General features: G+C 65.6%; 20 protein-coding genes. 8 read left to right on the plus strand and 12 right to left on the minus strand.

All coding sequences use genetic code 11. The features are described from left to right. The first annotated feature begins 59 nt into the window (after window positions 1–59). Complete coding sequence (lpxC, locus tag GAK28_RS21455) at window positions 60–971, plus strand: UDP-3-O-acyl-N-acetylglucosamine deacetylase (protein WP_291784242.1); 912 nt, start codon at window positions 60–62, stop codon at window positions 969–971. Between the two features lie 90 nt (window positions 972–1,061). Here the strand turns inward: lpxC and GAK28_RS21460 are convergent, their stop codons facing one another. The 3 genes from GAK28_RS21460 to GAK28_RS21470 all read right to left on the minus strand — a co-directional run bounded on the left by GAK28_RS21460 (window position 1,062) and on the right by GAK28_RS21470 (window position 3,940). After that, on the minus strand, window positions 1,062–2,123 hold the full coding sequence (locus GAK28_RS21460) for an alpha/beta hydrolase (RefSeq protein WP_291784244.1): 1,062 nt from the start codon (window positions 2,121–2,123) through the stop codon (window positions 1,062–1,064). 27 nt (window positions 2,124–2,150) lie between these two features. Beyond that, window positions 2,151–3,224, minus strand: coding sequence for a thioredoxin family protein (locus GAK28_RS21465; RefSeq protein ID WP_291784246.1), 1,074 nt, complete (start codon window positions 3,222–3,224; stop codon window positions 2,151–2,153). Window positions 3,225–3,481: 257 nt separating this feature from the next. Continuing rightward, on the minus strand, window positions 3,482–3,940 hold the full coding sequence (locus tag GAK28_RS21470) for a DciA family protein (RefSeq protein WP_291784248.1): 459 nt from the start codon (window positions 3,938–3,940) through the stop codon (window positions 3,482–3,484). A gap of 31 nt (window positions 3,941–3,971) precedes the next feature. On the opposite strand from GAK28_RS21470, the gene GAK28_RS21475 reads away from it, so the two are divergent. Further along, window positions 3,972–4,895, plus strand: coding sequence for a M23 family metallopeptidase (locus GAK28_RS21475; RefSeq protein WP_291784250.1), 924 nt, complete (start codon window positions 3,972–3,974; stop codon window positions 4,893–4,895). Window positions 4,896–5,029: 134 nt separating this feature from the next. Next, window positions 5,030–7,747, plus strand: a complete 2,718-nt coding sequence (secA, locus tag GAK28_RS21480; protein ID WP_291784252.1) for a preprotein translocase subunit SecA — start codon at window positions 5,030–5,032, stop codon at window positions 7,745–7,747. 87 nt (window positions 7,748–7,834) lie between these two features. Here the strand turns inward: secA and GAK28_RS21485 are convergent, their stop codons facing one another. From GAK28_RS21485 to GAK28_RS21515, 7 genes are all read right to left on the minus strand, one after another. Continuing rightward, the gene (locus GAK28_RS21485; RefSeq protein WP_291784253.1) at window positions 7,835–8,686 is read right to left on the minus strand and encodes a symmetrical bis(5'-nucleosyl)-tetraphosphatase; all 852 of its coding nucleotides are present in this window, start codon (window positions 8,684–8,686) and stop codon (window positions 7,835–7,837) included. Between the two features lie 48 nt (window positions 8,687–8,734). Further along, complete coding sequence (gene apaG, locus GAK28_RS21490; protein WP_291784255.1) at window positions 8,735–9,118, minus strand: Co2+/Mg2+ efflux protein ApaG; 384 nt, start codon at window positions 9,116–9,118, stop codon at window positions 8,735–8,737. A gap of 52 nt (window positions 9,119–9,170) precedes the next feature. Beyond that, the gene (gene rsmA, locus GAK28_RS21495; protein WP_291784257.1) at window positions 9,171–9,950 is read right to left on the minus strand and encodes a 16S rRNA (adenine(1518)-N(6)/adenine(1519)-N(6))-dimethyltransferase RsmA; all 780 of its coding nucleotides are present in this window, start codon (window positions 9,948–9,950) and stop codon (window positions 9,171–9,173) included. Then, a complete protein-coding gene (pdxA, locus tag GAK28_RS21500; RefSeq protein ID WP_291784260.1) occupies window positions 9,947–10,942 on the minus strand; it encodes a 4-hydroxythreonine-4-phosphate dehydrogenase PdxA in 996 nt (331 codons plus the stop codon). Before pdxA ends, rsmA begins: the two co-directional genes overlap by 4 nt. Before the next feature lie 6 nt (window positions 10,943–10,948). Next, window positions 10,949–12,325, minus strand: coding sequence for a peptidylprolyl isomerase (locus tag GAK28_RS21505; RefSeq protein WP_291784277.1), 1,377 nt, complete (start codon window positions 12,323–12,325; stop codon window positions 10,949–10,951). A 31-nt stretch (window positions 12,326–12,356) separates the two neighbouring features. After that, window positions 12,357–14,882, minus strand: coding sequence for an LPS assembly protein LptD (gene lptD, locus GAK28_RS21510; RefSeq protein ID WP_343161902.1), 2,526 nt, complete (start codon window positions 14,880–14,882; stop codon window positions 12,357–12,359). 148 nt (window positions 14,883–15,030) lie between these two features. After that, window positions 15,031–15,591 (minus strand): cob(I)yrinic acid a,c-diamide adenosyltransferase, encoded by a 561-nt coding sequence (locus tag GAK28_RS21515; RefSeq protein WP_291784262.1) that lies wholly within the window; start codon window positions 15,589–15,591, stop codon window positions 15,031–15,033. A gap of 84 nt (window positions 15,592–15,675) precedes the next feature. On the opposite strand from GAK28_RS21515, the gene ubiH reads away from it, so the two are divergent. From ubiH to GAK28_RS21530, 3 genes are all read left to right on the plus strand, one after another. Beyond that, window positions 15,676–16,884, plus strand: a complete 1,209-nt coding sequence (gene ubiH / locus GAK28_RS21520) for a 2-octaprenyl-6-methoxyphenyl hydroxylase (RefSeq protein ID WP_291784264.1) — start codon at window positions 15,676–15,678, stop codon at window positions 16,882–16,884. After that, window positions 16,881–18,086, plus strand: coding sequence for a UbiH/UbiF/VisC/COQ6 family ubiquinone biosynthesis hydroxylase (locus GAK28_RS21525; RefSeq protein ID WP_291784266.1), 1,206 nt, complete (start codon window positions 16,881–16,883; stop codon window positions 18,084–18,086). The genes ubiH and GAK28_RS21525 overlap by 4 nt, the downstream gene beginning before the upstream one ends. A 158-nt stretch (window positions 18,087–18,244) precedes the next feature. Further along, a complete protein-coding gene (locus GAK28_RS21530; protein WP_291784268.1) occupies window positions 18,245–19,036 on the plus strand; it encodes a dienelactone hydrolase family protein in 792 nt (263 codons plus the stop codon). A gap of 65 nt (window positions 19,037–19,101) precedes the next feature. On the opposite strand, the gene GAK28_RS21535 is transcribed toward GAK28_RS21530, so the two are convergent. Further along, on the minus strand, window positions 19,102–20,100 hold the full coding sequence (locus tag GAK28_RS21535) for a polyprenyl synthetase family protein (protein WP_291784270.1): 999 nt from the start codon (window positions 20,098–20,100) through the stop codon (window positions 19,102–19,104). Between the two features lie 123 nt (window positions 20,101–20,223). Between GAK28_RS21535 and GAK28_RS21540 the strand changes: the two genes are divergently transcribed. Then, window positions 20,224–21,420: an MFS transporter gene (locus GAK28_RS21540; RefSeq protein ID WP_291784272.1), complete on the plus strand. Its 1,197-nt coding sequence runs from the start codon at window positions 20,224–20,226 to the stop codon at window positions 21,418–21,420. A gap of 163 nt (window positions 21,421–21,583) precedes the next feature. Continuing rightward, the gene (gene ssb / locus GAK28_RS21545) at window positions 21,584–22,204 is read left to right on the plus strand and encodes a single-stranded DNA-binding protein (RefSeq protein WP_291784274.1); all 621 of its coding nucleotides are present in this window, start codon (window positions 21,584–21,586) and stop codon (window positions 22,202–22,204) included. A gap of 251 nt (window positions 22,205–22,455) precedes the next feature. Here the strand turns inward: ssb and GAK28_RS21550 are convergent. Next, window positions 22,456–22,717: IS3 family transposase (locus tag GAK28_RS21550; RefSeq protein WP_291774508.1), on the minus strand; the 262-nt coding region annotated here is incomplete at its 5' end.

A 22,717-nucleotide genomic window follows, 5' to 3' on the forward strand; every position in this document is an offset into this window, starting at 1 on the left:
GTTAAGACTGTGTTAGCATGTACGTTACTCAGGCTGCTGCCAGCAAGGTTCGACACAACATGATTAAGCAGCGCACGCTCAAGAACATCATTCGCGCCACCGGCGTCGGCCTCCATACCGGCGACAAGGTCTACATGACGCTTCGTCCGGCGGCGCCCAATACGGGCATCGTGTTCCGCCGCGTCGACCTCAATCCGCCGGTCGAGCTCAAGTCTCGCCCGGAGAACGTCGGCGATACGCGCCTGTCCACCACGCTTATCCATGGCGATGTCCGCGTTTCCACCGTGGAGCACCTGCTCTCGGCGATGGCCGGCCTCGGCATCGACAACGCCTACGTCGACCTGTCGGCCCCTGAAGTCCCCATCATGGACGGCAGCGCGGGCCCCTTCGTCTTCCTCATCCAGTCCGCTGGTATCGAGGAACAGGACGCCGCCAAGCGTTTCATCCGTATCAAGAAGCCGATCATCGTCGAAGACGGTGACAAGTGGGCGAAGCTCGAGCCGTTCGACGGCTTCAAGGTGGGCTTCTCGGTCGAGTTCGACCACCCGCTCTTCAACAAGCGCAATTCCCAGGCCGAGATGGATTTCTCGACCACCTCGTTCGTGAAGGAAGTAAGCCGCGCCCGCACCTTCGGCTTCATGCGCGATATCGAAGCCCTGCGTGAGCGCAACCTCACCCTCGGCGGCTCGATGGACAACGCCGTGGTCCTCGACGACTACCGCGTGCTGAACGAAGACGGCCTCCGTTACGACAACGAGTTCGTCAAGCACAAGATCCTCGACGCCATCGGCGATATCTACATGCTGGGCCACAGCCTGATCGGTGCCTACTCGGCGCACAAGTCGGGTCACGAGCTCAACAACAAGCTGCTCCGTCGCCTGATGGCTGATGCCACCGCGTGGGAAGAAGTCAGCTTCAAGGATCCGGCCAAGGCGCCGATCTCGTACGCACACCCGGCCCAGGCTGTCTGATACGCCCGGTTCCGAGGTAAGCAAAAAGGCCGCGAGCGATCGCGGCCTTTTTATTTGTCTGTAGGAGCGCGCAAGCGCGCTCCTACACATTTAAAGCGACGTGACATCCCTTACCGCGTCGGCGAATGCCTTCGGCGCCTCCTGCGGCAGGTTATGTCCGATGCCGCCGGTGATCGTACGGTGCGCGTACTTGCCGGTGAACTTGCTCGCATAGGCCGACGGTTCCGGGTGCGGTGCGCCGTTGGCGTCGCCTTCCAGGGTGATCGTCGGGATGGCGATCGTGGGGGCGGTGGCCAGCCTGGCCTCCAGTGCGTCGTACTTCGATTCACCTTCGACGATCCCCAGGCGCCAACGGTAGTTGTGGACGACGACGTCGACATGATCCGGATTGTCGAAGGCGACCGCCGAGCGGTCGAAGGTGGCGTCGTCGAAGGCCCATTTCGGCGAGGCGGTATGCCAGATCAGGCGGGCGAACTCCTTGCGGTTCGTTTCATAGCCGAGGCGGCCGCGTTCCGTGGCGAAGTAGAACTGGTACCACCACGACAGCTCGGCCTGGGGCGGAAGCGGCGCGGCGCCGGCTTTCTGGTTGCCGATGAGATAGCCGCTGACGGAAACCAGGGCCTCGCAGCGCTCGGGCCAGAGGGCCGCGACGATGTCGGCGGTGCGGGCGCCCCAGTCGAAGCCGGCGACGACCGCTTTCGGGATCTTCAGCGCGTCCATCAAGGCAATGACATCCACGGCAACGACCGACTGTTGGCCATTGCGCATGGTGTCCGGCGACAGGAATCGCGTGCTGCCGTAGCCACGCAGGTAGGGCACGATCACCCGATATCCCGAGGCGGCCAGTGCGGGAGCGACGTCGTCGAAGGCATGGATGTCGTAAGGCCAGCCGTGCAGGAGGATGGCGACGCGGCCGTTCGAGGGGCCGAGTTCGGCATAGCCGATATCGAGCACGCCGGCCTTGATCTGGCGGATAGGGCCGAGTCCGTTGCCGGCGGGCAGGGCGGTTGGAGCCGAGGGAGTCCGCGTCGCCGCGAACGCCTTGCCGATGTCGAGCAGGCCGAGCGGTACGGCCGCCGTGAGGGCGGCAGCGAAACCCATGAAGCGGCGGCGCTGGGTATTGGCGGGTGAGTTATCGCGTACGTCGTTCATGGCGTGGTCCTTAAGAAGGAGAGATGTTCAGCCGAAGGTGAAGGCGTAGGCGGAAGCGCCTGCGTCGATGAACTGGATGACGAACGTGTGTTCCCCGGTGTCCCCGGCCTGCCGCACGAGTTGGTAGAGGCGCGTCTCGCCGATCGTGCCATTGCCCTGGCCGTCGGTGTCGGTCCCGTGGGCGGCGCCCGGAGCCTTGCCATCGAGCAGGACACGGAAGCGCAGCGGCTTGCCATCCTTGCCGGGGGCGAGCACGAGGTGCAGGTCACGCGTGCGGAAGCGGTAGGTGATGGTGCCGCCCTCGCGATCCACCGTGGCGCAGTCACCATGGACCGTCCAGTCGCCGGTGAGGCCCCACTGGTTCAGGCGCGGTCGCCCGACCGAATAGTGCTGGCGGCGGTTTTCCGCAAAGCCTTCGGGTGAGGCGAAGCCCTCGGCCTTGTCGTAGCCGACGTAGGTTTCATCGGAAGCGACCCCGGCGGGGTCCGGAGCGACCTCGGTTCCCTTGGCTCGCGGAACGACGAGGCCTTCATCGGCCTTGCGCTGCCCGGCGGCTTCGGCGAGCAAGTCCTGGATGGCACGCTCCGAGGTGTCGTAGTCACCCTCGCCGTACTGGTGGTGACGGATGCGGCCGTTGGCGTCGACAAAGTAGAGCGCCGGCCAGAAGCGATTGTGGAAGGCACCCCAGATGGCGTGGTCGCTATCCACGGCGACGGGATAGGTGATGCCGAAGCGCGCGATGGCCTGGCGGATGTTGGCCTCGTCGCCCTCGAAGTCGAACTCGGGGGTGTGGACGCCGATGACGACCAGGCCTTGGTCCTTGTACTTGTCGGCCCAGGCGCGGACGTAGGGAATGGTGCGGATGCAGTTGATGCAGGAATAGGTCCAGAAATCGACCAGGACGACCTTGCCGCGAAGGCTCTCCGACGTCAGCGGTGCGCTGTTGAGCCAATCCGTGGCGCCGGCCAGCGAAGGCAGGGCGCCCTGGATGGGAAGCGTGCTCCGGTAGGCGTCACTCGCGTTGGCGGCAGAGGCGATCACGACGCCAGCGGTCAGGACAGCGCGCGAGACGGTGTGGCGAAATATCTTGGAAAGCGACATGGCGAGGCCCCTCGGAGGCAGGTCCGGAATGCCTTGCATGAGACCGCGCCGATGTATCCCCGGTGTTTTTGGCCGGGCGCCGATATGTACCGGAATGTAGCGATCAGGCCACCGAGCCCGCCTGTCGCGAGTGCGTCGGGTCTGTCGAATTTATGTGCAATTTAGGTGTTCGACCGCTTCATGCGTGCTATAAAGTTCGCCGCCCTGGCCTGGCCAGGGGCGCTCGCTGCGAGGCGAGAAGTCACGTAAGCGATTGATTAGTCTTGTTCTTCGGCCTGGGAGGCCAGTCCAAGGAAGAGGTCCCGCAACGTGGGATCGGAAAGTGTCGCGGCGACGGTCCGAAGGTGTCGGGCGGCCGTGGTGGAAAGCGGTTTGTGCAGGTCGGGGACTTCCTCCTCGACCGGCAGGGGGGCCACTTTCACGGCCACCGCGAAGGCCATCGCGCCCATGTCGCGGGCGGCGTCGAGGATCTGCGTCTGGTACAGGCGCACCCGGGATGCCCAGGCCGACGAGGGCGCAAGGAAGACGAGCCTGCCGTCGCGCAGGTCCGCAAAACGGACCTGGTCACGCAGCGGTTGGGGCAGCGTCGCGCGCAACTGGTGGTCCAGTCCGTCGAGTTCGCGGGCCCGTTTGGCCAGCGAGGCGACAGGGCCCACTTCCGCGATGGACTTGAGTCCACGCGTGGAGCGGCGGGGCGGCTGGTACGGCGGTGGCATGGACCGGCTTCAACGATTCGATGTGGAACGTATGCAGATCATACTCGTGTCACGTGGCCAGAAAGGGCCGAAAACACTGGATCTCACCTGCCGGCGCCTGCGCTGCAAGGTGGCGGTCATGGCAGTGGGCGGTTTCCTCGGGGTCGCCGGTGTCGGTGCCGCGCTGGCCCTGGCCTTCTCCGGGTCGCATGGCCGGCCGTCGTCGGTCGCGGTGCAAGGCAGCCCGGAAACGCAAGCGGCGACCGCTCGCGCGGATGCGCAGCGCGAACTGAACGCCCTGGCAGTCAAGCTCGGCCAGCTTCAGGCCCAGTCGATCCGTCTCAACGCCCTCGGCGAACGGCTGACCCAGGCGGGCAAGCTCGACGACGGCGAATTCAACTTCGGCGAGGAGCCGCCCCAGGGCGGCCCCGAGATCGCGCCGTCGGGCGACCTCGGCGCGTACGCCAAGCCGGATGCCCTGGGCAAGGACATCGACCAGCTGTCCGGCCAGTTCGACGCCCAGCAGGCGCAGCTGGAAGCCCTCCACGACATGCTCCTGGATCGCAAGATCGAGTCGAGCCTGCGCCCCACCGGCATGCCGGTGAACGGGTACATCTCGTCCTTCTTCGGTGGCCGGCCCGACCCGTTCAGCGGGCATGCCGCCCGCCATACCGGCATCGACATCGCCGCGCCGAAGGGTACGCCGGTGACGGCGGTCGCCGAAGGCATGGTCACCTTTGCGGGTCAGCGAAATGGCTATGGCGATGTCGTCGAAATCGACCACGGCAACGGCTACATGACGCGTTACGCCCACAACAGCGCCATCCTGGCCAAGCCCGGCCAGCACGTGCGGGTGGGTGACGAGATCGCCCGGGCAGGCTCCACGGGTCGTTCGACCGGGTCCCACGTCCATTTCGAGGTCTGGTACCACGACCGCGTCGTCAATCCGCTGGCGTACGTCCGCAGCCACCGCTGAAAGGCTTGAAACCGTGACGGGGTGCCGCCACCCCGGTGAAAGCCCGGGGCGGCCGTACGTAGTATGATCGTTCCTTCATGCCGGCCGTCCTGAGGGCGAACGGCGATTTCTTTCGTTTCTGATCCGGATGATCGATGTTCAATCGTGCCCTGACGAGCATTTTCGGAAGCCGTAACGACCGCGTGCTGCGCGACCTCTCCAAGACGGTCAAGCGCATCAACGCCCTCGAGCCGGAGTACGAAAAGCTTTCCGACGACGCCCTGCGCGGCAAGACCGACGAGTTCCGCCAGCGCCTGGCCGCCGGCGAGACCCTCGACAAGCTGCTGCCGGAAGCCTTCGCGACCACCCGCGAGGCCGCCAAGCGCGTACTCGGCATGCGCCACTACGACGTCCAGATGATCGGCGGCATGGTCCTGCATTCCGGTCGTATCGCCGAAATGCGCACCGGCGAAGGCAAGACCCTGGTCGGTACGCTTCCGGTGTACCTCAACGCGCTGGAAGGCAAGGGCGTCCACGTCGTCACGGTCAACGACTACTTGGCCCGCCGCGACTCGGCCCTCATGGGCAAGCTGTACAACTTCCTCGGCCTCACGGTCGGCGTCGTGTACCCGGGCATGGACCACGCCGACAAGCGCGGCGCCTACGCGTCCGACATCACCTACGGTACGAACAACGAATTCGGTTTTGACTACCTGCGCGACAACATGGCGCTCAGCAAGGAACAGCGCCATCAGCGCGGCCTGCACTACGCCATCGTCGACGAGGTCGACTCCATCCTGATCGATGAGGCGCGTACGCCGCTCATCATCTCCGGCCCCGCCGAGGATTCCCCGCAGTTGTACATCGCGGTGAACAAGGTGGTGCCAGGCCTCATCCGCCAGGAGAAGGAAGACTCGGCCGGCGACTACTTTGTCGACGAGAAGCAGAAACAGGTGCACATGTCCGAAGAGGGTATGGAGCACGCCGAGCAGCTTCTTCGCCAGGCTGGCGTCATCGAGCCGGACAGCGGCCTGTACGACTCCAAGAACCTCGCGGTCGTGCATCACCTGAACGCGGCCCTGCGCGCCAACGCCATCTACCAGCGTGACGTCGACTACATCGTCCGCGACGGCGAGGTCATCATCGTCGACGAGTTCACCGGCCGTACGCTGGCTGGTCGTCGCTGGTCCGATGGTCTGCACCAGGCCGTGGAAGCGAAGGAAGGCGTGCCCATTCAGCGCGAGAACCAGACGCTGGCGACGGTCACGTTCCAGAATCTGTTCCGCATGTACAAGAAGCTGGCCGGCATGACCGGTACGGCCGACACCGAAGCCTACGAATTCCAGAGCGTCTACGGCCTCGAGGTGGTGGTGATCCCCACCCACAAGCCGATGGTGCGCGTGGACAACCCGGACGCCATGTTCCTCGGTCCGGACGCCAAGTTCAAGGCGGTCATCGACGACATCAAGGCCTGTAACGAGCGCGGCCAGCCCGTGCTGGTGGGTACCGCGTCCATCGACGTGTCCGAACTGGTCTCGGGGCTGCTCAAGAAAGAACGCATCCCGCACGAGGTGCTCAACGCGAAGCAGCATGAGCGCGAAGCGCACATCATCGCCCAGGCGGGCGCGCCGGGTGCGGTCACCATCGCCACCAACATGGCCGGCCGCGGCACCGATATCGTGCTTGGCGGCAGCCTCGAGGCCGCGCTCGCCGCGTTGCCGGAAACGGCGACCGACGCCGATCGCGAGAAAGCCAAGGCCGACTGGAAGATCGTCCACGACCAGGTGCTCGCCGCAGGTGGTTTGCATATCATCGGTACCGAGCGCCACGAGTCGCGTCGTATCGACAACCAGCTACGTGGCCGCTCCGGCCGCCAGGGCGACCCGGGTTCCTCGCGCTTCTATCTGTCGCTGCAGGACAACCTCATGCGCATCTTTGGCGGCGAGCGCATCGGCCGCTGGATGCAGATGTTCGGCATGAAGGAAGACGAGGCGCTGGAAGATCGCCTGATCACGCGCCAGATCGAAAAGGTGCAGCGCAAGGTCGAACAGCACAACTTCGACATCCGCAAGAACCTCCTCGATTTCGACGACGTCGCCAACGACCAGCGCAAGGTGATCTACGCCCAGCGTGACGAACTGCTGGAGCTGGAAGACATCTCCGACATGGTCGGCGATATCCGCCTCGACGTGGTCGAGAGCGTAGTCCGTCGCTTCGTGCCGGCCGACAGCATCGACGACCAGTGGGATGTCGCCGGTCTCGACCGCGAGTTGGCCAGCGAACTGAATCTTCGTCTCGACCTGCCGAAGTGGGTGGAGGAGAAGAAGGACGTCGATGCCGAAGGCATCCTCGAGCACGTCCGCCAGGCGGTCGACGAGCTGTTCGCCGAAAAGGAAACCCAGATTGGCGGCGAGACCATGCGTTCGCTCGAGAAGCACGTGATGCTCTCGGTGGTGGACAACGCCTGGAAGGAACACCTCGCCAGCATGGATTACCTGCGCCAGGGCATCTATCTGCGCGGTTACGCGCAGAAGCAGCCGAAGCAGGAGTTCAAGCGCGAGTCCTTCGAACTGTTCTCCGAAATGCTCGACCGCATCAAGAGCGAAGTGGTGCAGATGCTCGCCCGCATCCGTATCCGCAGCGAAGACGAAGTGCTGGCCATGGAGGCCGAGCAGCAGCGTGCCGCCGAGTCGCAGCACCTGCAGTTCCAGCACGCCGATGCGCAGGCCGCGGGTCAGCCCGACGGTGGCGCTGATACCGAGCGTGCCGCGCTGGCGCCGGTGTTCAGCGAGGCGCCCAAGGTCGGTCGCAACGATCCCTGTCCGTGCGGCTCTGGCAAGAAGTACAAGCACTGCCACGGTCAGCTGAGCTGATACGAAAAACCCGCCGAAAGGCGGGTTTTTTATTGGGGCGTGATGATCCGCCCGTAGGAGCGCGCTTGCGCGCGATCAGGCCTGGCCTCAGTCTCCGCCACCCTTGGGCTTATGCCGATGCGGCTCGGCTTGCACGGTGATGTACTCAGGCTCCTCGGTGTCCAGGCGCAATGCCGTGAGCTGGCCACCCCATACGCAGCCGGTATCGATGGCATACACGCCAAGCCCGGCGAAGCGCCCCAGCGCTGACCAGTGACCGCACACGATCTTCGTATCGCGACGACGCATGCCCGGCACCTCGAACCATGGATACATCCCTGGCTTCTGCGTACCCGGCGTGCCCTTGCCCTCGAAGTCGATACGGCCGTTCACGTCGCAGTAGCGCATGCGGGTAAGGGTATTGATGGTGGCGCGATGACGTTCCACGCCCTGCAGGCGGTTGTTCCAGCCTGGCGGGCGATTGCCGAACAGGTTCTTCAGCAGGCGCTGGTGGCGCGGGCCACTCAGCTCGCGCTCGACTTCCATTGCGGCACGCTGGGCTTGTCGCAGCGTCCACAGTGGCGCGAGCCCGGCATGGATCATCGTCCAACCGAGGGTCTCGTCGTGATGCAGAAGCTTCTGCATGCGCAGCCATTCGAGCAGCACCGGTGCATCGTCGGCGAACAACACCTCGCGCAGTTCTGGATTGACGCGCGCCTGCGCATCTTCGCGCCGCTGGCCGATGGCCAGCAGGGAAAGGTCGTGGTTGCCGAGCGTGATGACGCTCTGCTCGCGCAGCGAATGGATGAGGCGCAGTGTGGCGAGGGACTCGCCGCCGCGATTCACCAGGTCGCCGCAGAACCAGAGGCGGTCGTTTGCCGGGTCGAAGCGGATCTTCTCCAGCAGGCGCTGCAGTTCCGGGTAGCAACCCTGGACGTCGCCGATCGCATAAATGGCCATCAGTCGAGTCGCTCCATGGCGTGGTATGGGCTTTCCATGGATGGGTTCCTAGTGGAGCGTGCGCGGAATCGAAAGCACGAAGGCGGGGATCTTCGCATCGAAATGGGTGCCGTCGTCGGCCACCATCCGGTAGCTGCCTTCCATCGTGCCAACGGAGGTTTCCAGCACGGCACCCGAGGTGTACTCATACGAGTCACCCGGACGCATCCACGGCTGTTCTCCGACCACGCCATCGCCACGGACCTCCTCGACCTTACCGTTGGCGTCGGTGATGACCCAGTGGCGGGTCAGCAACTGCGCGCCCGTGTCGCCGGCATTGTGCAGGGTGATCGTATAGGCGAACACGTAGCGGTTGTCCGCCGGCTGCGACTGGTCGGGGATGAAGCGGGTTTCGACCTCCACGTCGATCGTGTAGGGAGTCTTGGAATTCATGCACCGATTGTCCGGGACGGGGAAGAGGCGGGCAAGCCCGCCTTTCGTCCGTTCACATGGCGTTGGCGAGCGTGACGAAGTCGCCGGGAGCCAGCGTTTCGGCGCGGGCACGTGGATCGATGCCCAGGTCGCGGATCGTCGCTTCGTCCACGAGGCCCTTCAGCGTGTTCGAGAGCGTCTTGCGTCGCATGGCGAAGGCGGCCTTCACGACGGCGTGGATCTTCGCTGGATCGCCTTTGGGAAGCTGTTCCGGCGGAAGGGGGACAAGCCGGACGACGGCGGAATCCACCTTCGGCGGCGGCCGGAACGCGCCCGGGGGCACGGTAAACAGCGGCGTCACCTTACAGGCAAGCTGCAGCATGACGCTGAGGCGCCCGTAAACCTTGCTACCCGGCTCGGCGGCCATGCGGTCCACCACTTCCTTTTGCAGCATGAAATGCATGTCCTGGATGGTGGACGCATGCTCTACGCAATGAAAGAGGATGGGGCTGGAAATGTAGTAAGGCAGGTTGCCGGCAATACGCAGGCGCTCTGCGCCGAGTTCGCGGGCAAGCGCCGTGAAATCGACCTTCAGCACGTCCGAGTGCACGATGCGCAGCTCACCGATGGACGCAGCGCGTTCCTGAAGACCGGGGATGAGGTCGGTATCCAGTTCGATCGCGGTCATCTTCTTCGCGACGGCGAGCAGGGGCATCGTCATCGCACCTTCGCCAGGACCGATCTCGACGACGGTATCGCCGTCCTTCGGGCTGATGGAAGACACGATGCGCTCGATGTAGCACTTCTCATGAAGGAAGTGCTGGCCGAAACTTTTCTTGGGACGTGCGTTCATGCGTGGGCCCCGCGACGGGCGAGGTCGATGGCGAGCCGCGTCGCGGCGAACAGGCTGGCGGGATCGGCCCGGCCGGTACCGGCCAGGTCGAGCGCCGTGCCGTGATCGACGGACGTGCGGATGAAAGGGAGGCCGAGGGTGACGTTGACCGTGCGGTCGAACGCCTCGCTCTTGAGTACGGGGAGCGCCTGGTCGTGATACATCGCCAGCACGGCGTCGTAGCGCTCGCGCATGGCGGGCACGAAGGCGGTGTCGGCGGGTAGCGGGCCCAGGAGGTCCATGCCGTCGTCGCGCAGGCGATCGAGCAGCGGGATGATCGTGTCCAGTTCCTCGCGGCCCATGTGGCCGCCTTCGCCCGCATGCGGGTTCAGGCCCAGCACGGCGATGCGCGGACGGGCGATGCCGAAACGATCGACGAGCGCGTCGCGCACGATGCGCAGCGTGCGCTCCAGCAGCGGCGCAGTGACCGCTGCCGGCACGGCGGATAGGGGTAAGTGGGTGGTGGCCAGGGTGACTCGCAGTTCCGGGCTGGCCAGCATCATCACCACCTCGGCGGCGGCGCGCTCGGCGAAGAATTCGGTGTGGCCGCTGAAGGGGATGCCAGCCTCGTTGATGCTGGATTTCTGCACCGGTCCCGTGACCACGGCATCGAAACTGCCGTCGAGGCAGCCTTCGGCGGCCAGTGCGAGCATATCGAGCACGTGCCGCGCATTGGCCGGGTCGGGCTGGCCGAAGCGCGCTTCGCTACCCAGCGGCACATGCCGCAGACGGATACTGCCCGGGGAGCGTTCGGTGAGGCGGCTACCGTCGTCGTCGAGGATCTGAAGCGACAGGCCGCAGACAGCGGCAGCCCGCTCGAGCAGTCCCCGGTCGGTGACGGCGATGAGATCGGCGGGTAGATCGCTCGCTGCAAGTCGGGCGAGCAATTCGGGACCGACCCCCGCGGGCTCACCGGCGGTGACGGCGAGCCTGGGCAGGGTGGTCGCGTTCATATGGGCTTACGGTGTGCTGGTCGACGCCTGCTTGTCGTCCGGATCCTTCAGTTCCGGCGCGACCACCCTCACGTAGGACTGCGAGCGCAGATCGCGCAGGAAGTTCTCGTAGGCTTCGTCGGCCTTGCGATTGCCGATGGCCTGGCGAGCCTGGTCGCGCTGGAGCTGGTCGGTGAGATCGCTCTGGCGGGTGCCCAAGCGCTGCAGCACGATCCAGCCGGCATCGGTCTGGATGGGATGCGAGATCTCGTTGTCCTTCAGCTGGTCGATGTTGTTCGAGATGGCGGCGCCCCAGGCGTCCTTCGCGAACCAGCCCATGTCACCACCACTATTGGCCGTGGTGTTGTCCTTGGACTCGTCCTTGGCCAGCTTGGCAAAGTCTTCGTGCTTGTCGGCGACGCGGGTGTAGATGTCCTGCGCCTTCTTTTCGGCCTGCTCCGGGGTGACGATTTCGGACGGCTTGATGAGGATCTGGCGAGCGTGGTATTCGGTGACGATCTGGCGGCCCGGGGCGCGGGTTTCCACGAGCTTCAGGATATGGAAGCCCGTGGGGCCACGCAGCGCGGCGGTGGTCTCGCCGGGCTTTAGGCCCGCGACGGCGTCGGCGAAGGCCGGCGGCACTTCGTCGAGACGGCGCCAGCCGAGGTCGCCGCCATCGAGGGCGTCCTGGGCATCGGAGAAGCGGATGGCCGCGGCATTGAAGTCCATGCCGCCCTTGATCGCCTTGAGGGCATTCTCGGCCTTGGCCTGCGCGGCGGCGATGTCTTCGGCGCTGGCGTTGGCGGGCGTGCCGATCTGGATGTGGGCCAGATGCACTTCGCCGGCCTTGTAGGTCGGGCTGGCGAGGAAATTGTTCACTTCGGAATCGGTAACCGAGACCTGGTCGCGCACGATGCTCTCGTGAAGCTTCTGGGCGACGATCTGGTCGGACAGCTGCTGGCGGAACGCCGCGAAGCTGTAGCCGTCCTGCTGGACCGCGCCACGGAGCTGGTCCGGGGTCATCTTGTTCTGCTGGGCCACGTTGGCCACGGCCTGGTCGACATCCTGGTCGGAGACCTTGATGTTCTGGTCGTTGGCCTTGGAGACCTGCAGCTTCATGAGGACGAGGCGATCCAGTACCTGGCGGGCAAGGACGTCCTTCGGCGGCAACTGCTCCGGGTTGGCGGCGTACTGGCGGACGATGGCGTTGATGGCCTCGTTCAGCTCGCTCTGCAGGATGACGTCGTCTTCCACCACCGCGACGATGCGGTCCAGGGAGCCGTTGCCGATATCCGCGCTACCCGGCGTGGCCGGTTGGGCGGCCGGCATGAGCTGGGCGTGGGCGGAAGGAACGGCCACCAGGATGGAGGCGGCGAGCAGGGAGTAGGCGAGGATCTGCTTCATCGAGTAAGGATGCCCGGGGCCGTTGCCCCACTTATTGATAGCCAAGGATAGCACGGCGCAGGTAGGAGCCCGATTGTGGGTTGAGCGAGCCCAAGCCCTTGAATTCCACCTCGAACATGATCGCGTTGGCCGTGGATCGGGTGTAGTCGTGCACGTAGTGGCGGCCGAGCACGCGGAAGGCGGCGCAGCAGCTGTCGTACTCGACACCGATCGCGGCGTCCAGGGTGCGATGGGAGTAGGTGAAGGTGTTGAACGGCTGCCCGTTATTGAACCCGGCCACCGTGACCGGAACGACGTCGCGGCGGGCGAAGACCCAGCGGGCCAGCGCACGCCAGCGCTCGGACACCGGGTAGACCACGGACGTGTCGAATTGTTCCATCACGTTCCGCCGGTAGCGGTACGAGAAGTTCACGATGCCGTCGCCCAGGATGCGTCGCTGGAGCTGGATGGTGGCCAGATCGGTATCGCGACCCTGGGTGAACGGCAGGCCCTGATCGCTGTAGTACGGGCTGGCCTTCTTGTTCGGGTTCCACTGGTAAGAGGCGTTCATGCGCCACTTGTCGTTGAACTGAACGGCGAGCTGGGCCACGTAGTCCGACTTGTCGAACGTGGTAGGCGCGGTGAATGGCGAGGCTTGTACGCGCTGGTCGCGGAAATAATGGATCTGGCCGATGCTGGCCGACAGTCGTTCGACGCCCTTGTCGTCCAGCAGGCGTGTGGTCAGGGCCGCCGTCAGGTTGTTGGCGTCCATCTGGCGGTCGGCGCCGGAGAAGCGATTGGTGGTGAACAACTGCCAGAAGTCGAAAGACATCTCGCTGGTATCGAACAGTGGCAGGTTGTTCTGGTTTCGGTATGGCACGTACAGGTAATACAGGCGCGGTTCGAGCGTCTGCGTGTAGCTGTTCCCGAACAGGCTTGTCTGGCGGTCGAAGATCAGGCCGGTGTCCAGGCTGGCGATGGGCAGGGAGCGCGAGGGGCTTTGCTGGGTATAGTTGTAATGCTGGTAGTCGCTGTCCAGTTTGTAGGCGGTATAGCGATATTCCAGGCGTGGTCGAATGAACCAGGAGGCCCCAGAGAAATCGGCGGCTACATAGGGAGCAAGGTCGAGACGGTTGCCGTCCACCTGGCCCGGGAACGGATTCGCCACGGGCGCCTTGTCGATCTTACGAAACGCCACGGCCTCGCTGTCGATACCCACGTCCAGCCAGTTGTTCGCCGGGAAGCTCAGGTTGAACGTGGCGCGCGGCCACCGACGATAGGGCACGACATAGTTTGGCAGGCCCGCGTCGACGTTCTGGTAGTCGTCCACGCCCAGCGATGCGCTCCAGTACTTGCCTCCCTTGGAAACATAGGCGGTGGAGCTGAGCAGACCCGTGGCCGAGCTATACAGATCGTTGCTGAAGTCGCGGAAGTACTGGTTATCCGAGGCGTGGTTGATGTTTGCGCCGAAATGGAAGCCCGCGCCCAGGTCGGTCGAATTGGTCACCTGGACCAGGTAACGCTGCTTGGACCCGTCGCGATCGCTGGTGTGACTGATGTCGTCATCCGGGCCCTTGTCGTGGGCCATGTACTGCGCATAGAACGTGCCGTTCGACTTTGGCAGCAAATAGCGGAACTCGCCGCCCAGCATGAAGCCGCGGTCGGAGTAGTACCTGGGATCGAGCGTAGCGTCGTAGTTCGGCGCGAGGTTCAGGTAGTACGGCGTGGACAGGTACACGCCCGAATGACTTGACGAGCCGAAGGTCGGGTACAGGAAGCCGCTCTTGCGCCGGTCGTCCAGCGGGAACGTGAAGTACGGCAGATACATGATCGGCACGTTCTTGAAGCGCAAGGTGCCGCTTCGTGCCACGCCGACGCCGGTTTCCTTGTTGAGGTTCATCGTCTTGGCGCGGAACTCCCACATGCGGCTGCCGACGTCGCAGGTCGAGTACGACGCCATGCGGAAACGGCCGTGCTGCGGGTCCATCACGGTGGCATGTTCGGCCACGCCGTTGCCGCGCGATTGCAGCAACTGGTAACGCACATGCTCGGCCTCGCCCTGGTTGGGCGTGGTGGTGCCGGTCATGCGATCCGCGGAGACCAGCATGCCGGCCTCCTGGTAGCGCACGTTGCCTTCGGCGTCGTACGCGGTGGAGTCCGAGTTGTAGGTGACGTCGTCGGCGCGCAGGACCTGGTCCGCGCGCTCTAGGCGAACGCCGCCGGTCATGTGGTAGACGTTCGGTTCCGGGCTTTCGACCTTGACGCCGCTCTTGCCCTCGTCGTCGATACCCGAGTGGACATCTGTCGGCGACGTGTCGCGCAACGTGGTGTCCTTGGTGATCGCCGGCTCGTAGAAACTCAGCATCGCGTTCGGACGGCACAGCGCGTAGCTGACCGGTCGCGGCGGGCAGATGAACGAGCCCAGCGGGCAGGTCTCGGCCACAGGCTGGGTCGACCCCGCCTGGATCGTGTTCTTGGGTGTCTTGGCCTGCACGCCCATGGCGGTGCCGGCGATGACGAGGGCGACGGCGGTCGCCAGCAGGCGGCGTTGAGGCAGGATGCTGATGCGTGACGTCACGGGCTCGGTCTTATCCGTTCGAAAGGGCGCCAAAGTAGCAGAATCGTCGACGACGCCGCACGCTGGCGCGCCCCCCTGGCGCTACGTCCCCTGCGGCCTCAAGGCCCCTGGAAGCCGTTCGACGCCAAGAGCTTACATGGTCCGGGCCTCAGCCGCGTGGGCGCCGTTCATGTTGCCAGAGCACTTCGCCATGGCCGCTGCGCCGCGCCAGCACGCGGGCCAGCACGAACAACAGGTCCGACAGTCTGTTCAGGTAACCGACGGCTTCCGGACGCACGTCTTCGATGCGTGCGAGCGCCACGACCTCGCGCTCGGCGCGGCGGCAGATCGTGCGGGCGAGGTGGCATGTCGCGGCGGCCATGCCACCGCCGGGCAGAATGAAGTCCTTCAGCGCGGGCAGGTCGGTGTTGAAGCCATCGAGCACGGTTTCCAGACGAGTGACGTCGTCCGCCTGGACCATCGCCATGCCGGGGATGCACAGCTCGCCACCCAGGTCGAACAGCTCATGCTGGACCTGGACCAGCACCTCGCGGATATCCGCATCGACACCATCGGCGGCGATCACCATGCCGATCGCGCTGTTCAGCTCGTCCACGGTGCCGTAGGCGGCCACGCGAGGCGCGTCCTTCCCGGTGCGGCTGCCATCGCCAAGGCCAGTGCTGCCGTCGTCGCCGGTCCGGGTGTAGATCTTCGTCAGTCGATTGCCCATGTCGGGGATTCTATCGATCGCCTGGGCACTGCGGCAGGCGGCCGCAGCGAGGGCACCTTCACGCGACGGCGTTATCATCGCGGCATGACTTCCCCAGACCCCATCCTCATCGTCGGCGGCGGCCTCGTGGGGGCCAGCCTCGCCATCGCCCTGGACTCGGCCGGCATCCCCGCCGTGCTCGTGGAAGCCGCTGCGCCCCGCGTGGACGACCAGCCCAGCTACGACGAACGCAACCTCGCCCTGGCCCGGGCGACGGTCAACGGCCTCAAGGCCATCGGGGTGTGGGAATTTGCCGAGACTCGGGCGACGCCCATCGTGCATATTCATACGAGCCGCGCCGGAGATTTCGGCAGCGTGCGTATGGATGCCGCTGAGGAGGGCGTGGATGCCCTGGGTTGGACGCTTCCGGCCCGTGAACTCGGCGCCGCCCTGCTGCGCCGGCTCGATCGCTGCAAGCTGCTTACCCGTCTCGCCCCGGCCCGCGTGGAGCGAATCGAATCCACGGAGGGCGGCTGGCGGGTCACGGTGACCACGCCCGAAGGCAGCGTGGAGCGCACGACGCCCCTGCTGGTCGGCGCCGACGGCACCACGTCCGGTATCCGCGCTCAGTTGGGCATCGGTACTCGCGACCACGATTACCGCCAGGCCTTGTTCGTCAGCACCATGACGTCGGAGCGCGATCCGCGCGGCCGCGCCTACGAACGTTTCACCGATGAAGGCCCGGTCGCCGTGCTGCCGCTGGCGGACCGGCGCATCGGCCTCGTGCTGACCGTCGACGCTGCGCAGGCGGCCGAGGTGGCCGCCATGGACGACACGGCCTTCGCCGCCTTCGCCCAGGAGCGTTTCGGCTGGCGCCTCGGTCGCCTGAGCCGGCCCGGCAAGCGCTCTCCGTACCCCATCCGTCGCGTGGCGGCCGAGGCCATCGTCGCCGACCGCGCCGTGCTGGTCGGCAACGCCGCGCAAACGGTGCATCCGATCGGCGCCCAAGGCTTCAACCTGGGCCTGCGCGACGCCCTGACCCTGGCCGAACTGGTTGCGCAGGCGCCGGACGTCGGCGCCCCGACCCTGCTGGCCGAGTACGCGCGGCGTCGCGAGGCGGATCGCGAGGGCACCATGGCGATGAGCCACGGCCTGGTCCGTCTCGCCTGCCTGGAGCAGCCGTTTCTCGGGCCGGTCCGGTCGCTCGCCATGTTGGCCTTGGATCGCATTCCGCCGCTGCGCCATGCGATGAGCCGGCGAGGCATGGGTTTCCGTGCCAATGCGCCGTTCGCCGTGAGGGAGAAGACGCCGTGACCGACTGGAAGGAATCGCCCCGCCGTCGTGGTGGTCTGCTCGATGTCGCCATCGTGGGTGGCGGCATGGTCGGTGCCACCGCCGCGCTCGCGCTGGCGCGCGCCGGTTTCTCGGTGGCCCTCGTGGATGCCCGCGAACCGGCCCCCTGGTCCGCGGCCGACGAACCCGACCTGCGCGTCGTCGGCCTCGCGCCCTCGTCCATCGCGCTGCTCGACGGTCTCGGTGTGTGGTCGCGTATCCGCGACGCCCGCGCCTCGGCCTATGAGCGCATGGTGGTGTGGGATGCCGAGAACGGCGCCACCATCCATTTCGACGCCGCCGACGAAGGTCGCGACGTGCTCGGCTACATCGTCGAGAACAACCTCGTACAGGCCACGGTGTGGCATGCCCTGGACGACACCGGTGTGCGCCGTGTCGTTCCGGGCGAAGTGGTGGGTTACTCGTTACGCGAAGACCGCGCCCAGCTCGACCTCGCCGACGGCCAGGTGCTGGCCGCACGACTCGTCGTCGCCGCCGACGGTGCCGATTCTGCGCTTCGCGCCATGGCCGGCATCGATACCCACGGACGCGATTACGGCCAGCGCGGCGTCGTCGCCCATGTGGAAACGACGCGTCCGCACGAACGTACCGCTTGGCAGCGTTTTCTCCCGACCGGTCCGCTCGCCTTCCTGCCGATGGCTGATGGACGGTGTTCCATCGTGTGGTCGTTGCCCGAGGAAGAAGCACAACGCGTGCTCGCCCTCGACGACGATGCGTTCCGTGCGGAGCTGGGTGTCGCCAGCGACTTCCGTCTCGGCCCCATTGGCGCGATGACCCGTCGTGTCGGTTTCCCGTTGCGCCTGAAGCTGGCCGACCGTTACGAATCCGGCCGCCTCGTCCTGCTCGGCGACGCCGCGCATACGGTGCATCCGCTGGCCGGGCAGGGCGTGAATCTCGGCTTGCGCGACGTAACCGAACTGCGCGACACGCTGGTCGCCGCCCGCGACGCCGGCCGTGATATCGCCGCCACGCACGTGCTTCGTCGCTATGCACGTCGCCGTCGCAGCGCCGACGGCATGGACGCATGGTCATTCGACACGCTCGGCCGCATCTATTCGTGGAAGGCGGCCCCGCTGGTCGCCGCCCGCGGCCTGGGCATCCGCCTCCTCGAACGCCTCACCCCGCTGAAACGCCAACTCACCCGCCACGCCGCGGGCCTATGAAGGCCCGTTACGCTGCGTGGCTATGACCATGTAGGAGCGCGCTTGCGCGCGACGGGTGCTCGCGACAAACCCCATCGCGCGCAAGCGCGCTCCTACAGGACTATCTCCTGGCCTCGTGGCCTTCTATGCTCCGGCCATCGTCCCAGGGAGATACACCCATGCGTCGTTCGTTGCTTGCCTTGTCCCTTGTGGTTTTCGGCTGCGCGGGAAGCGCGCATGCCGCGATGGTTGCCAAGCCCGTCCAGTGGACGGAGCAGGGTGTCACCTATAAGAGCTTCCTCGTCTACGACGACGCGGTGAAGGCCAAGCGTCCCGGCCTCGTGATGGTGCCCAACTGGTTCGGCGTGAACGACATGGCCGTGGCCAAGGCCAAGGAGATCGCCGGCAAGGACTACGTGATCCTGCTCACCGACATGTACGGTGAAAACGTCCGTCCGAAGAACGCCGACGAAGCTGGTGCGGCGGTAAAGCCGCTCTACGCCGATCGCAAAATCATGCGCGACCACGTGACACGCGCGCTCCAGGAACTGAAGGCGCAAGAAAAGACCGCACCGATCGATCCGGCCAAACTCGCAGCCATCGGTTTCTGCTTCGGCGGCTCGGCCGTGCTCGACCTGGCCCGCACCGGTGCAGACGTGGCGGCAGTGGTGAGCTTCCACGGCCTGCTCAGCACCGACGACAAACTGCCCAGCGACATCCACGCCTCCGTGCTCGCACTCAACGGTGCGGACGACCAGGGCGTGCCGCCGGAACAGCGCCAGGCGTTCGAAAAGGAAATGACCACCGCGAAGGCCGACTGGGTCTCCGCCGACTTCGGCAACACGGTGCATTGCTTCACGGAAAAGGAAGCCACCGACGCGACAGGCAACTGCCGCTACAACGGCAAGACGGCGAAACGCGCCTATGCCGCGATGCGCGCGTGGCTGACGGAAGCCTTCGCCGCCAAATAGGTCAATCGCGCAAGCGCGCTCCTATTGTAGGAGCGCGCTTGCGCGCGATCCCCTCACCGTATCCTTTAGAACCGCCGCTCCACGGAATAATCCGCCAACGCCATCAACGCATCGCGATGCGCCGAAGGCGCCAGCACCGCCAACGCGTCCTTTGCAGCAAGCGCATGAGCAGCCGCCGTGGCATGCGTACGCTCCAACGCCCCCGAGTCGCGAATGGACGCAACGATGCGATCCAGCGAATCCAGCCCGCCATGTTCGATCGCATGGCGCAGCGACGCGAGCTGCTCGGCATCGGCCGACTGCATCGCATAGATCAGCGGCAACGTCGGCTTGCCCTCGGCGAGGTCGTCGCCGATGTTCTTGCCCAGCGTCTCAGCGTCGGAAACGTAGTCGAGTAGGTCATCGGCAATCTGGAACGCGTAGCCCAGTTCCATGCCGTAGCGACGCAGCGCGCTGGTCTGCGTATCGTCGAGACCGCCGAGCACGCCACCCAGCTCCGTGGCCGCGGCGAACAGCACGGCCGTCTTGCGCTCGATCACTGCGAGGTAGGCGGCCTCGTCCACGTCGGCGTTACCGATGTTGAGCAACTGCAACACCTCGCCTTCGGCGATGGTGTTCGTGGTGTCGGCGAGGATGCGCATGATGCGCATGTCGTCCAGTTCCACCATCAGCTGGAACGAACGCGAGTAGAGGAAGTCGCCCACCAGCACGCTGGCCGCGTTGCCCCACAGGGCGTTGGCCGTCTTGCGGCCGCGACGCATGTCGGACTCGTCCACCACGTCGTCGTGCAGCAGGGTGGAGGTGTGGATGAATTCGATGATCGCCGCGAGCTTCGCGTGCTCCTTGCCCTGGTAACCGGCCGCGCCGGCCGCCAGCACATGGAGCATGGGCCGCAGGCGCTTGCCGCCGCCGGCGATGATGTGGTCGGCGATGTGGTTGATCAGCACCACGTCCGAGGCCAAGCGGCTGCGGATCAGGGCGTCGACCTGCGCCATGTCGCTGGCGGCGAGGGCGCGGACGCCTGCGAAATCGATAGGGGTCTGGCTTTCGGCGAGGGAATGCATGGTGCCCGTTGTGGTGTGTGCGGCAAATCAGCCCACATTATAGGCATGAGCCCGTCACGGGGCGGTCGATCCGTATAATCGAAGTCCGTTGTCGCCCTGGTGCGCCGTGACCGGAACCCGTCGGTGAACAAACTCAGTCGACTTGAGCTGCGCAGCGCGCTCACGCTGGCGGCCGTCATCAGCCTCCGTCTGTTCGGGCTGTTCCTCATCCTGCCCGTCTTTTCCGTGTATGCCCGTGGCATGCCGGACGCCACGCCCTGGCTGATCGGCCTCGCCCTGGGCGTCTACGGCATCGGCCAGATGTGCCTCCAGGTGCCCCTGGGCCTGCTCTCGGACCGGATCGGCCGCAAGCCGGCCATCACCCTGGGGCTTGCCGTTTTCGCCATTGGCGGCGTCGTGGCCGCCACCTCGAACACCCTCACCGGCATCGCCCTGGGCCGTGCCCTGCAAGGCATGGGCGCGGTGGCCGGCGCCGGCAGCGCGCTGGTTGCCGACCTCACTCGCGAGGATCGTCGCAGCAAGGCCATGGGCATCATCGGCATCTCCATCGGCCTCTCCTTCCTGCTGGCGCTGATCCTCGGGCCGCCGCTGGAAGCCGTGTCCGGCCTGGGCGGCCTGTTCGGCCTGACCTCGATCCTCGCCCTGCTGGCGATGATTCTGCTCTGGTGGCTGGTGCCCACCCCCGAGATCCAGCGGACCACGGGCGGCAGCACCTGGCGCGACCTGCGCACTATGCTGGTCGATCCGCAGATGCTGCTGCTCAACGGCTCGGTCTTCTTCCTCCATGCCCTGCTCACGGCCAGCTTCGTAGGCCTGCCGCTGCTACTGACCGACACCTGGAAGCTGGCGGTGTCCGACCAGTGGAAGCTCTACCTGCCCGTGATGCTGGTGGCGGCCCTGGTCATGGGCGGCCTGCTGCCGCGCACCCGGGAGATCGGCCAGAGCACTCGGATGATCGTCGGCTGCGTGCTCGCGCTGGGCGTGGCTCTGGCGGGCATGGCGGTCACGGCCAGCCATATCGCGTTCCTGGGCGTCGCCGTGACCTTGTTCTTCGCCGCGTTCAACCTGCTGGAGGCCGCGTTGCCCAGCCTGGTCTCCCGCCTGGCGCCGACGCCTCTGCGCGGTGCGGCCATGGGCGCCTACTCATCGAGTCAGTTCTTCGGCGCCTTCGTCGGCGGCGCCCTGGGCGGCATCGCCCTGGGCCACCTGGGTGTGCAGGGCGTGTTCGTCGCCTCCGCCGCCGCCACCCTGGCCTGGCTGCCCCTGACGCTGTGGGGCACCCGGCGCATCGCCGGCTCGGTCGTCCAGCCCGTCGGCTAGAGCGCGAAGCCGCCCACGCCAAGGCCCGGGCGACACCGTTTGATCCGGAGGCGGCCATCGCCCAAACTACACGGTCCGAACGGTCACCCGCGCCCTGGCGCCGGCGGGACATCGGCAGCGCCCCGGGCCCGGGGCCAAAAGACACGCATTACGAGGGATATCCATGGCACGCGGCATCAACAAGGTCATCATCGTCGGCAACCTCGGCGCGGACCCCGAAGTCCGTTACACCGGCAGCGGCACGGCGATCACCTCGCTGCGCATCGCCACGTCCGAGAACTGGACCGACAAGCAGAGCGGCGAGCGCCAGGAACGCACCGAATGGCATCGCGTCAAGCTGTTCGGCAAGCTGGCGGAAATCGCCGGCGAATACCTGAAGAAGGGCCGCCAGGTCTACATCGAGGGCTCCCTGCGCACCGACAAGTACACCGACAAGGACGGCGTCGAGCGCTTCAGCACCGACATCGTCGCCAACGAGATGCAGATGCTCGGCGGCCAGGGTGCCGGCGGTGAAGGTGGCGGTGGTGGCGGCTTCGGCGGCGGCCAGGGCGGCAACCGTCCGCAGCAGTCGCGCGGCGGCCAGGGTGGCGGCGCGGGTGGCGGTGGCAACAACTGGGGCGGCGGTGGCGGCCAGCAGCGCAGCGGCGGTGGTGGTGGTGGCGGTAACTTCGGCGGCGGTTCGCGCGGTGGTGACGACTACGGCCAGCAGCGTGGCGGTGGTCAGCAGCAGCGTTCGGCTCCGCCGGCGAACGAAGGCTTTGATGACGACGATATTCCGTTCTAGACAACACATGTTGTGAATAGTTGATTTAATTTGAGAAGGCCCTTGCTCTTGCAAGGGCTTTTTTCTTGTATTCAATTATTTATGTTTGAAAACAATGAATTGAGATGCTGCACGTCCTGAAAGGGTTGAGAACGAGTACGCGTCGTGTATCAGACAGCGGTCCGTGTTCTTGCAGGCGGCGAACGAGTGCTCTTCCTGCTCGATGGCCAGGGCTACCCCCTTGATCTTGCCCCTGATTTACGGACACCTATCTAAGCGACATTGGCCAGCTCGTACTGCTCTGGGCTGAGGTAGCCCAGGGTCGAGTGCAGCCGGATCCGATTGTAGTCAACCTCAATGTAGTCAAACACATGAGCCTTGGCCTGCTCCCGTGTGGCGAGGTGTTCACCATGGATGGCCTCGACCTTCAGACTGTGGTTCCAACTCTCCATTGCTGCGTTGTCGTAGCAGTTGCCTCTGGCACTCATGCTGGCGATCAAAGCGTATTGCTCCAACAGGGCGCGGTGCTCGCGC

It is taken from the genome of Luteibacter sp. (genome assembly GCF_009912395.1).
Lineage (GTDB): Bacteria > Pseudomonadota > Gammaproteobacteria > Xanthomonadales > Rhodanobacteraceae > Luteibacter.

Bases quoted from the DNA above. Each gene is read 5' to 3' on its own strand.
- GAK28_RS21505 (WP_291784277.1), bottom strand. From the start codon at position 12,325: ATGAAGCAGATCCTCGCCTACTCCCTGCTCGCCGCCTCCATCCTGGTG.
- ubiH (WP_291784264.1), top strand. From the start codon at position 15,676: ATGACTTCCCCAGACCCCATCCTCATCGTCGGCGGCGGCCTCGTGGGG.
- pdxA (WP_291784260.1), bottom strand. From the start codon at position 10,942: ATGAACGCGACCACCCTGCCCAGGCTCGCCGTCACCGCCGGTGAGCCC.
- GAK28_RS21475 (WP_291784250.1), top strand. From the start codon at position 3,972: ATGCAGATCATACTCGTGTCACGTGGCCAGAAAGGGCCGAAAACACTG.
- ssb (WP_291784274.1), top strand. From the start codon at position 21,584: ATGGCACGCGGCATCAACAAGGTCATCATCGTCGGCAACCTCGGCGCG.
- apaG (WP_291784255.1), bottom strand. From the start codon at position 9,118: ATGAATTCCAAGACTCCCTACACGATCGACGTGGAGGTCGAAACCCGC.
- lpxC (WP_291784242.1), top strand. From the start codon at position 60: ATGATTAAGCAGCGCACGCTCAAGAACATCATTCGCGCCACCGGCGTC.
- GAK28_RS21485 (WP_291784253.1), bottom strand. From the start codon at position 8,686: ATGGCCATTTATGCGATCGGCGACGTCCAGGGTTGCTACCCGGAACTG.
- GAK28_RS21530 (WP_291784268.1), top strand. From the start codon at position 18,245: ATGCGTCGTTCGTTGCTTGCCTTGTCCCTTGTGGTTTTCGGCTGCGCG.
- GAK28_RS21535 (WP_291784270.1), bottom strand. From the start codon at position 20,100: ATGCATTCCCTCGCCGAAAGCCAGACCCCTATCGATTTCGCAGGCGTC.
- GAK28_RS21470 (WP_291784248.1), bottom strand. From the start codon at position 3,940: ATGCCACCGCCGTACCAGCCGCCCCGCCGCTCCACGCGTGGACTCAAG.
- GAK28_RS21465 (WP_291784246.1), bottom strand. From the start codon at position 3,224: ATGTCGCTTTCCAAGATATTTCGCCACACCGTCTCGCGCGCTGTCCTG.
- secA (WP_291784252.1), top strand. From the start codon at position 5,030: ATGTTCAATCGTGCCCTGACGAGCATTTTCGGAAGCCGTAACGACCGC.
- rsmA (WP_291784257.1), bottom strand. From the start codon at position 9,950: ATGAACGCACGTCCCAAGAAAAGTTTCGGCCAGCACTTCCTTCATGAG.
- GAK28_RS21515 (WP_291784262.1), bottom strand. From the start codon at position 15,591: ATGGGCAATCGACTGACGAAGATCTACACCCGGACCGGCGACGACGGC.
- GAK28_RS21460 (WP_291784244.1), bottom strand. From the start codon at position 2,123: ATGAACGACGTACGCGATAACTCACCCGCCAATACCCAGCGCCGCCGC.